General features: G+C 46.3%; 12 protein-coding genes. 4 read left to right on the top strand and 8 right to left on the bottom strand.

Features of this window, described 5'->3' with window-relative positions:
* The first annotated feature begins 22 nt into the window (after positions 1-22).
* The 3 genes from odhB to B3M90_RS12000 all read left to right on the top strand — a co-directional run bounded on the left by odhB (position 23) and on the right by B3M90_RS12000 (position 2,989).
* A complete protein-coding gene (gene odhB, locus B3M90_RS12010; protein ID WP_214854260.1) occupies positions 23-1,279 on the top strand; it encodes a 2-oxoglutarate dehydrogenase complex dihydrolipoyllysine-residue succinyltransferase in 1,257 nt (418 codons plus the stop codon).
* Positions 1,280-1,456: 177 nt separating this feature from the next.
* Positions 1,457-2,329 carry a glycerophosphodiester phosphodiesterase gene (locus B3M90_RS12005; protein WP_251137882.1) on the top strand — a complete coding sequence of 291 codons (873 nt, stop codon included), beginning with the start codon at positions 1,457-1,459 and terminating at the stop codon, positions 2,327-2,329.
* Positions 2,330-2,545: 216 nt separating this feature from the next.
* Positions 2,546-2,989, top strand: coding sequence for an Rrf2 family transcriptional regulator (locus B3M90_RS12000; protein WP_290784264.1), 444 nt, complete (start codon positions 2,546-2,548; stop codon positions 2,987-2,989).
* A 54-nt stretch (positions 2,990-3,043) separates the two neighbouring features.
* Here B3M90_RS12000 and mnhG read toward each other — a convergent pair whose 3' ends face one another.
* The 7 genes from mnhG to B3M90_RS11965 are packed head-to-tail and all read right to left on the bottom strand — an operon-like array spanning position 3,044 to position 8,831.
* The gene (gene mnhG / locus B3M90_RS11995; RefSeq protein ID WP_214854257.1) at positions 3,044-3,418 is read right to left on the bottom strand and encodes a monovalent cation/H(+) antiporter subunit G; all 375 of its coding nucleotides are present in this window, start codon (positions 3,416-3,418) and stop codon (positions 3,044-3,046) included.
* Complete coding sequence (locus tag B3M90_RS11990) at positions 3,402-3,638, bottom strand: Na(+)/H(+) antiporter subunit F1 (RefSeq protein ID WP_369792030.1); 237 nt, start codon at positions 3,636-3,638, stop codon at positions 3,402-3,404. Before B3M90_RS11990 ends, mnhG begins: the two co-directional genes overlap by 17 nt.
* 47 nt (positions 3,639-3,685) lie before the next feature.
* Positions 3,686-4,162: a Na+/H+ antiporter subunit E gene (locus B3M90_RS11985; RefSeq protein ID WP_023468542.1), complete on the bottom strand. Its 477-nt coding sequence runs from the start codon at positions 4,160-4,162 to the stop codon at positions 3,686-3,688.
* 3 nt (positions 4,163-4,165) lie between these two features.
* Entirely contained in the window at positions 4,166-5,653 is a 1,488-nt protein-coding gene (locus tag B3M90_RS11980) for a Na+/H+ antiporter subunit D (protein WP_214854254.1), read from the bottom strand.
* Positions 5,646-5,987, bottom strand: a complete 342-nt coding sequence (locus B3M90_RS11975) for a Na(+)/H(+) antiporter subunit C (RefSeq protein WP_023468540.1) — start codon at positions 5,985-5,987, stop codon at positions 5,646-5,648. Before B3M90_RS11975 ends, B3M90_RS11980 begins: the two co-directional genes overlap by 8 nt.
* Before the next feature lies 1 nt (position 5,988).
* Positions 5,989-6,429, bottom strand: coding sequence for a Na(+)/H(+) antiporter subunit B (locus tag B3M90_RS11970; protein ID WP_214854251.1), 441 nt, complete (start codon positions 6,427-6,429; stop codon positions 5,989-5,991).
* Entirely contained in the window at positions 6,426-8,831 is a 2,406-nt protein-coding gene (locus B3M90_RS11965; protein ID WP_290784262.1) for a Na+/H+ antiporter subunit A, read from the bottom strand. The genes B3M90_RS11970 and B3M90_RS11965 overlap by 4 nt, the downstream gene beginning before the upstream one ends.
* A 357-nt stretch (positions 8,832-9,188) precedes the next feature.
* Here B3M90_RS11965 and B3M90_RS11960 point away from each other — a divergent pair, with 357 nt between their 5' ends.
* Entirely contained in the window at positions 9,189-9,440 is a 252-nt protein-coding gene (locus B3M90_RS11960) for a hypothetical protein (protein WP_023468537.1), read from the top strand.
* 40 nt (positions 9,441-9,480) lie between these two features.
* Here the strand turns inward: B3M90_RS11960 and B3M90_RS11955 are convergent, their stop codons facing one another.
* A complete protein-coding gene (locus B3M90_RS11955) occupies positions 9,481-9,774 on the bottom strand; it encodes a hypothetical protein (RefSeq protein WP_023468536.1) in 294 nt (97 codons plus the stop codon).
* Positions 9,775-9,991: the final 217 nt, after the last annotated feature.

Below are 9,991 nucleotides of genomic sequence, written 5' to 3'. Positions count from 1 at the left end.
CGAGTCATAGGGGGAGAATACGATGGAAATCAAAGTACCAGAACTTGCCGAATCAATTACAGAAGGAACGGTGGCGTCTTGGTTAAAACAACCAGGTGATCACGTGGAAAAAGGGGAAGCCATCGTTGAGCTCGAGACAGATAAGGTCAACATCGAAGTGCCGTCAGATGAAGCTGGTACGTTGACGGAGGTGATGGCTGCTGAAGGAGATACAGTCCGCGTCGGGGAAACGATTGCTGTCATCTCTGCTGGTGGCGAGGCTCCAAAACCGGCTGCGGCAGAAACAGTACAAGAAACTCCAAAAGAGACACCAAAAGCAGAAGAAAAAGCGGAACAACCGGTGGCTGCAGCAGCGACTGAAAGTACATCTGTTGCGGATCGTCCGATTGCTTCACCTGCTGCCCGTAAACTGGCTCGTGAAAAAGGAATTGATTTAGCACAAGTGGCAACGCAAGATCCGCTCGGTCGGATTCGCGTGCAAGACGTCGCGACGTTTGAAGTAGCACCACGTGAGCAAGCAAAACCTGCTCCTACGAAGCCTGCTACACCGGCACCAGCACCTGCAGCCGCTCCTGGGAAACCGGAAGAGCGGATCAAGATGTCACGTCGTCGGAAGACGATTGCGAATCGCCTTGTTGAAGTCCAACAAACGGCAGCGATGTTGACGACGTTCAACGAAATCGATATGTCAGCGGTCATGGCCCTGCGTAAACGTCGTCAAGAGAAATTCGTGAAGGAAAACGAAGTTAAACTCGGTTTCATGTCATTCTTTACGAAAGCAGCAGTCGCAGCACTCAAAAAGATGCCATACCTGAATGCTGAGATTCAAGGCGATGAAATCGTCCTGAAGAAATTCTATGATATCGGCATTGCCGTCTCAGCACCAGACGGTCTCGTTGTTCCAGTCGTTCGTGATGCGGACAAAAAGAACTTCGCTGAAATTGAAAAGGACATCATTCAATTAGCGGTCAAAGCGCGTGATAATAAACTTGGTCTATCTGACTTAACGGGTGGTACGTTCACGATTACGAATGGTGGTACGTTCGGTTCACTCATGTCGACGCCGATCTTAAACGGTCCACAAGTCGCGATTCTCGGCATGCACGCAATCAACCTGCGCCCTATTGCCATTGATGCAGAACGCATGGAAAATCGTCCGATGATGTATGTTGCACTCTCTTACGATCACCGAATCGTTGATGGAAAAGAAGCTGTTACGTTCCTGAAACACATTAAAGATCTTCTTGAAGATCCAGAGTCATTGATTTTCGAAGCGTAATCATTAAAAGACCCGTTTTAGATGCGGGTCTTTTTTTTTGTTGATATCACTTTGTCATCAAATCACGAAACGACGTTTACAGCTTCTCTATATCAGCTTCATACAAACAATTTAAGATAAGTGTTGTAAGAATATTTCAAGGGGGAATAGATGATGCTGAAACAAATCGGATTGACGATGGTAGCGGGAGTTGCATTAAGTACAGGACTTCCGACAGAAGATGTCGGTGCACAATCAAAAGGCAAATCGTTACTCGATTCAAATCGAATCATTAACGTTGCTCATCGTGGAGCTTCAGGTTATGCGCCGGAGCATACGATGCCAGCTTACGAAATGGGACATAAGAAATTTAAAGCAGATTACATCGAAATTGATTTACAGATGACGAAAGACGGTCATTTGATTGCGATGCATGACGAAACCGTCGATCGGACGACGAACGGAACAGGTGCCGTCAAAGATAAAACGCTTGCTGAAATCAAGAAACTTGATGCTGGTAGCTGGTTTAATGAAGCGAACCCGACGCTTGCGAAAAAGTCATATGTCGGTTTGAAAGTACCGACGCTTCAAGAAGTCTTGAGTAAGTATGGGAAGCATGCGAATTACTATATCGAGACGAAATCACCGGAAGTGTATCCCGGAATGGAACAGAAATTGCTCGACGTACTAAAGCAGAACGGATTGTCGAGTAACAAGGTCAAACCAGGACAAGTCTTGATTCAGTCGTTTAGTGAAGCGAGTCTTCAAAAAGTCAGAGCCATCGACCCGAACGTTCCACTGGTTCAGTTGATGGAAGCAAATGAAGTCAAGGCTTTGACGGATGATCGATTAACCGCAATCCGTCAGTATGCAGTCGGTGTTGGTCCTTCCTACAAAGCATTGACACGTGAAAACATCTCAGCGATTCGGACTCATGATTTGTTACTTCACCCGTATACTGTGAATGAAAAAGCGGATATGGTTCGTATGCTCGACTATGGTGTCACAGGAGTCTTCACGAACTATGCCGACCGTTTTAATGATGTCGTGAAAGGACTATACAAAAAATAAAGTAAGGACGATACAGGACTATTTCTTCTTTCGAACAGGAAAGAAGAAATAGTTTTTTGTTTTTAAAACTCGTATTTTAAATCCAATATTTCATTCCATACGTAAACCTAATAGAGGTTTATCAGAATTTCGAATCATGAGACAAAACAATGTAGTCAGTTTCGTATTTCATGGTACGATAACAGTGCAGTTTTGGGAAGGAATGGAGTGAGGATCGTGAGAATTACACAGTATACGGATTATGGACTACGTGTGTTGATGTATCTCGGGGTGCACCGGGATGTCATCACACCAATGCCGCAGATTGCAAATCATTATGGCATCTCATCCAACCATTTAATGAAGGTGACACAACAATTAGCGAAACTTGGCTATGTCGAATCAACAAGAGGTCGGTCAGGCGGACTCCGTTTGATTCGTGATCCAAAAGACATCAACATCGGGAAAGTCGTTCGGGAAATAGAACCGATGGATATCGTCGAGTGTTTTGGAAGCAACGGTCATTGTGTCATCGAACCAGGATGCCGTCTAAAAGGTGTGCTCGGACGAGCGCTTCGAGCTTTTATCCGGGAACTGGAACAGCATACATTAGAAGAATTGTTAGATAATCGTGATGAGTTGGCGCTCTTATTTGCTGCTTCACCCTTACAGCGTTCCTAATCAAAAACCCTCGTTTCCGTAAGCGGAAGCGAGGGTTTTGTCATGTCGATATACTCACATGTCATCTTGGCATTTCTTCGGTTCTACATGTTCTTTATTCTTAGACAGGTCGTCACGGACAGACGATTTCCATAATGGCACGTCGCTATAGTAAGCAGCACGCGCAATTAAATGTCCACCAATCGGTGCTGTGATGAGCACGAACAGGATGCCGAGAACGACACGAGAGGAGAAGAATCCATCTTCAGTGACGAAATAGATGATGACGCCGATTAAAATCGACATGACACCTAATGTCGCGCTTTTAGATGCAGCGTGAGCACGCGTATAGACATCCGGTAAGCGGATCAGACCAAGCGCGGTGACGAGACTAAATCCCATACCGAGCAAGGCGAAGACCGCGACGATCCATTCATTGGTTGCGATCACGTTCGATGATCTCTCCTTTCTCGATATATTTTGAAAAGGCAACTGTACCGATGAAGGCGAGTATACCAATCAACAGGATGACTTCGAGGTAGTCGCTCGTCCGTAAGATGATCGAGACAAGTCCAACGATTGAAATCAAGCTGATACCAATTGAATCAAGCGCGATGACACGATCCGCAACACTTGGTCCTTTGATGACCCGGTAGAACAGACCAAGCATCGAGAGAAAGACACCCCCGAGTGCGATATAGATTAAAATATCGAACATCACCGACTCACCTCCAGAATGGCTTTCTCAAAACTATCACGAATCGAAGCGACCGCTTCATCGACCTCTGGCATGTGGAGTGCATGAATGTAGAGTGTCTTATTATCATCCGAGATATCAACGACAAGCGTTCCCGGTGTCAGCGTGATCAGCATTGACAGCAACGTGATTTGCCACGGTTGATCGAGTTCGGTCTCATAGGCGAAAATACCAGGTTGAATATCTAACTTCGGCTTTAAAATGATTTTCAAGACATCGATGTTCGCGACGACAAGCTCGTAGAGAAAGCGGAAAAACAATAGGACGAGTGCGACGACAGGTCCGAGATAAAAGCGACCTTTGAAGCCGCGACGGAAAGCGAACATCGCAATCAGCCCTAGCGCGTAACCGATGACGAAACCGGAGGCCGAGAAATTGTTTGAGAGAAACATCCACAAGAATGCAAGAAATAAGTTGAGCAAGACTTGAAATGCCATGAATTAACGACCTCCTTTTAGTACGGCATCGATATAGAGCGTTGGATTCGTCAACGGTTCGACGGCTTGTTGAATCAGTGGACGCATCGCCTCAGTACCTACTCCATAGAGAACGCTGAGCGCAACTAAGGCAATCGTAGGAACGAGCAGCTTTGGAACAAGCGCTTGTTTATCACCAGAGTAGGTCTTCGGTGTTCCCCAAAAGGCACGCATGAACAATTGAACGACCGAATACAAGACGAGTAGACTGGATAGTAGAACGATGATTGGTCCAATCAACTCACCGGCTTCAATACCACCACGAACAATCAGGAATTTCCCAATGAATCCGCTGAGCGGTGGAATCCCGGCAAGTGATAACGCCGCGATGAAGAACGTCCAACCTAATACAGGATAGGCTTTGATCATCCCGCCCATATCTTTCAGCTTACTCGAGCCGGCAATTCCGACCATGATTCCTACGAGTAGGAATAAAGCGGCTTTAATCAACATATCATGAAGAAGGTAGAAAATCGCACCTTCTAGCGCTTGCGGTGTCATGAGGGAAACCCCGTACAAGATGACTCCGACTGCGACGATGATGTTGTAGATGATGATTTGCTTCGCATCTCGTGTCGCGAGCGCACCGATCACCCCGATGACGATCGTACTGAGTGCAAGGATACTTAAGATTTGATGAATCGTTCCAATCTCATTTGAGAAGAACAAACTATACGTCCGTAAAATCCCGTAGACTCCGACCTTCGTCAGCAAGGCACCGAACAAAGCAAGAATAGGCGTCGGTGGTACTTGATAAGAACCAGGTAACCAGAAGTAAAGCGGGAAGATCGCACCTTTTAATCCGAAGACGATCAAGAATAACAAGGCGATGACGTTTAGGATTGCCGGTTGTCCGACTTCTGAAATCTTTTGACTGATATCCGCCATGCTGAGCGATCCGATGATACCGTACAAGAAGGCAACCGTCATGACGAATAATGCGGACGAGATGACGTTAATCAAAAGATACTTCAGCGATTCTCGTAACTGTGCCGGTTTCCCGCCGAGAACGATCAAGACATAAGACGAAATCAGGAAAACTTCGAAGAAGACGAACATGTTAAAAATATCACCTGTCGTAAAGGCACCATTGACACCAACGAGCAGGAATTGAACGGCAATGAAATAGTAGTACCGTTGATAGGAAACGCTCAAGTAGACAATGGCATACCAGATGATACAAAGAACAAGAATGCTCGTCGTCGTGACGAGTAAAGCGGATAGCATGTCAGAGACAAGCGTGATACCAAAAGGTGCTGGCCAACTACCGAGTGTGACTGTTAAGATGCCGTTCGACCGGACAGTCAGCACAAGATAGATGGAGGCACAGACAGTCAAAATCGTCGAAAAGAGGGAAACGATTCGTTGTCCTTTGAGGTGTCGCGGGAAAAACATCAAGATGACACCCGTCAACAACGGGATGATGATTGGTAATAACGGTAAGTTAATCATTCGAATCGGTTCCTTTCATTTCTTCGATATTATCGGTTCCGAGTTCTTGATAGGCACGATAAGCGAGTACCAAGAAGAAGGCAGTGACACCAAAGCTGATGACGATGGCGGTCAAGACGAGTGCTTGCGGTAGTGGATCCGTATAGGAAGTCACGCCGTCCTTTAAAACCGGAGCAGCGCCTCGTTTTAGTCCACCCATTGTCATGACAAGCAGATGGGCAGCATGGCTGAGCAACCCTGTTCCGATGATAATGCGAAGAATACTTTTCGAAAGAATGAGATAAATGGCACACATCGTCAGGATGCCTGCGGCGATCGCCATGATGATTTCCATATTAATCACTCTCCCCAATCGTTTGAATAATCGTCATCGTCACACCGACGACGACAAGATACACTCCAAGATCAAACAGCATCGCGGTGTGAAGCGATGTCTTGCCGAACAACGGCAGGTTGAAATAATCATGTGCATGTGTGAAGAACGGTACGTTGAACAGAAGCGCTCCTGACGCCGTCAGTACGGCAATCAACATACCGAGAGCCGTGATCCATTTGTAGTCGAATGGCAAAATCCGGCGCAATGTCTTGATATCGTAAGCAAGTAGGATCAAAACAAGAGCAGAAGCCGTCACGAGACCACCAATGAATCCGCCACCTGGCGTGTAGTGTCCAGCAAAGAACAAGTAGACAGCAAACAGGAAGATGATGAACGTGATAAAGGAAGTCGCGGACTCTAAGATGACGTCATTCGTATGCTTTTTTGCCTGCTTTTTCATTTATCTATCCCTCCTGTTCGTCTGAATTTAATCATCGTGTAAATACCGATTCCAGCCAGTGCGAGAACGGCAATCTCAAACAACGTATCGAAGCCACGGAAGTCGACGAGAATGACGTTGACCATATTACCGCCAGCGGCAAGATCAGCGACGTTATCGATGTAATACTTGGCGATTGAAGTAAACGATCGTTGGCTGAGAGAAGCAAGGGCGACGAGTGTCACTGTCAATCCGACGAGTGCTGAAATCAAGGCATTGCCGAGCTTGAACGGGATGCGCTCTTCTTTCCGGCTGATTTCCGGTAAACGATAGAAAACGAGCAGGAACAAAGCGACCGATACTGTCTCGATGACGAGTTGTGTTAAAGCAAGGTCTGGCGCTCGGAATAAGACGAAGAACAGAGCGACCGTATAACCTGTCACACCGAGCAAGATGATCGATGTCAGTCGTGAACGCGCAAAGGTGATCGAGAGTGCACTCGAAACGAGAACGAGTGCAAGGATGATTTCATACGCGTCAATCGTGCTGATGGGATCAACCGCGAAGCGGAAGGCATCAAACCCGTATAATGCAGTCAAAATCAAGATGACGATGAATCCGAAGATGTAGACGAGATACGACCGCATGTATCCGGTCATGACCGTATCATGGATCTTTGTCGAGGTCTGTTCACCACGGCGTAACAAAGCGTCATATTGATGATTCAAGGAGATGGCACGAGGCATCCGGTTATAGAGCGATTGCCAGCGCGGCAGTGTCTTATACAAGATGATGCCAGCACTGATGATCACGAGTGTCAGGAATAATTCAGTATTGAATCCATGCCACATTGAAATATGCACATCAATCTTGCCACCCGCATCAACGACTTGCGGTAAGATCGCTTCGACTGCCGGTCGAATCAACGTATCCGATAATATATTCGGGAAGAGTCCGATGATGACGACGAGCGAGACGAGGACGAGAGGTGGAATCAACATGCCAATCGGTGCCTCGTGTGGTGTTTTCGGTAACTTGTCGTCTTGACGCTTACCGAAGAACGTTCTGCGGACGATCAAGATGCTATAGACGAATGTAAAGATACTTCCGACGACGGCGAGTACAGGAATAATCCAACCGTAAGACGGTAAGTGGAACAAGTCAGATCCTGAAACTTGAAGTACACCTGTCAAGAACATCTCTTTACTTAAGAAACCATTGAATGGTGGAATCCCCGCCATCGAAAGGGTCCCGATCATCGCAATCGTCATCGAAATCGGCATGAGTTGCGCAAGACCACCGAGCTTCCGAATGTCGCGAGTACCAGTCTCGTGATCGACGATTCCCGCCATCATGAAGAGACTGCCTTTAAACGTCGCGTGGTTGATCAGGTGGAAGATCGCAGCGACTGTCGCAATCGTATATAATCCGTCATCTAACGCGTCGACGTGCAAGGCGGCTGCTCCGAGTCCGAGCAAGGACATGATCAATCCAAGCTGAGAAATCGTCGAGTAAGCAAGGATTGCTTTCAAATCATGTTGTTTCACCGCATTGAGTGAACCCCAGAATAAGGTGAATATTCCGACAGATGAGACGAGATAGAACCAGAGCGACTCATCCGCAAAAATCGGACTGAAACGAGCGACAAGATACAACCCTGCCTTGACCATCGTTGCCGAGTGCAAGTAGGCGCTGACAGGGGTCGGTGCTTCCATCGCATCCGGTAACCAGATGTGGAACGGAAATTGAGCCGATTTCGTGAAGGCAGCTAGCAAGAATAAAACGAGGGCGACCGAAAAGAAGGGTTCACCTTGAATCGATTCAAGCGACGCATAGGTCTCACGAATACTTAACGATCCACTGAGTGTTGAGAGAATCGCGATTCCCCCAAGCATCGCTAGTCCACCGAAGACGGTGATCAGCATCGATTTTTGAGCGCCGTAACGAGAACGTTCCCGCTCGTACCAATAGGCGATCAATAAGAACGACGAAATCGACGTTAATTCCCAGAACAGATAGAGGACGATCATGTTATCTGACAGCACGACGCCAAGCATGGCGGTCATGAACATCAACAGATAAACATAAAATGTTCCGAGTGATTCTTTTTTCGCATCTAAATAAAAAATCGAATAAAGAACGACGAGTGAGCCGATTCCTGTGATCAATAGTGCGAACAATAAGCCGAGTCCGTCGAGATACGTGACGAAATCGATACCGAGCGATGGTATCCACGGCATGCGTGCCGTAAAGGTCTCACCTGACATCGTACCAGCGAGAAAGCGGCTGAAATACGAAACGAGCAGTACAGGTACGACAAGTACAAACCAACCGGTATGAATGTTCGGAAGGCGTTTCGCTAGAAGCGGAATGAAAAGACTGATCAATATGGGCAGTAAAATAGCCCCGTGCATCACGGACACGAAATTCCCTCCTTTGTGACATCGACGACCAAAAATGAAAAAGGGACGCGAACGCAAGCTGTTGAAGCTCGGAACTGTCCAGTAGAAGACACGATTCATTTTGTTCGTCGAAGATGTTTCTGAATCAAGTATAGCGTACTTTTTTCCTTCTTGCATGACGTGAAGCGTTGAAGCATAAGGGATAGAGCCATTTTCTCTCTTGATTATTAAATATGTAGGAACACGGCAGAAATAGGCTGAAATTTTTTTTGATTTTTTTCAAATAACACGTTGATCCATGAGAAGAATGATTCAAATTCAAGTAACTCGGGTACATCTACCTAGAGCACAACTAATGACCATAGAGGGGGAACTTTCATGCGAGCAACATTCAAGACAGGTGTCATTTTAGGTGGTCTAGCGGCGATTGCGACAATCGCCTATCAACAATACCAACAACGAAAAACAACTTCAGACGATATTGATCATCGTCCAAGTGTCGACGCGAAACGCGATCCGGCTGAAGTCGGGCTGACACAACTTGATTCCATTCATCGGGCAGATTGGCAAGCGAATGGATTCCCACAAACGCACGCAGAACTCGAACGCCTCGAGCGCGAAGAAAATTAAAAAAGCACGTCTCTCGAATGAGAGGCGTGTTTTATGGTCATTAAGCACTTGTTGTGACTAGGGCACGTGTCCGTTCACTATGTGCAGTATAAGAAGAGAGATGTTCGAATTGATAAAGCGTTAAGGTCGCTGTGCGACGTTGACCAGTACTCGATTCAAGCATTAAATAAGCTTCATTGAAGTCCGTACCACCACCATCATAGCGGATGTGTGCCGTAATCGTTCGTCCATCCGTCGTCTGCATATAAATATCGTAACCCCCGAAATCAACGCGCTTAAAGCTAGTTGCCTCGCTTACGATGTGTTTGAATGTTTCAATCAAAGAATATGTCATCGTTCGTTCCTCCCTTTATTTCTTCCAAAACAAGATAAGTTATAATCAACTCCGAATATTACTTTTCCCATTAAATTGAAGAAATAAACATCAAAAATGAATCTTTTTTAATCTTGTTATGAAACGCGTTTCATACTTTATGATGATGACAGACGGTGCGTAACCGATTGCGGGCGTTAACCGATACAGAAACTGTATAATCAAAAAGACAAGAGGA

The organism is Exiguobacterium sp. UBA6309, assembly GCF_002439205.1.
GTDB lineage: Bacteria > Bacillota > Bacilli > Exiguobacteriales > Exiguobacteriaceae > Exiguobacterium_A.
The sequence above is the reverse complement of the archived record's forward strand: the minus strand, read 5'-3'. Positions and strand labels throughout refer to the sequence as shown.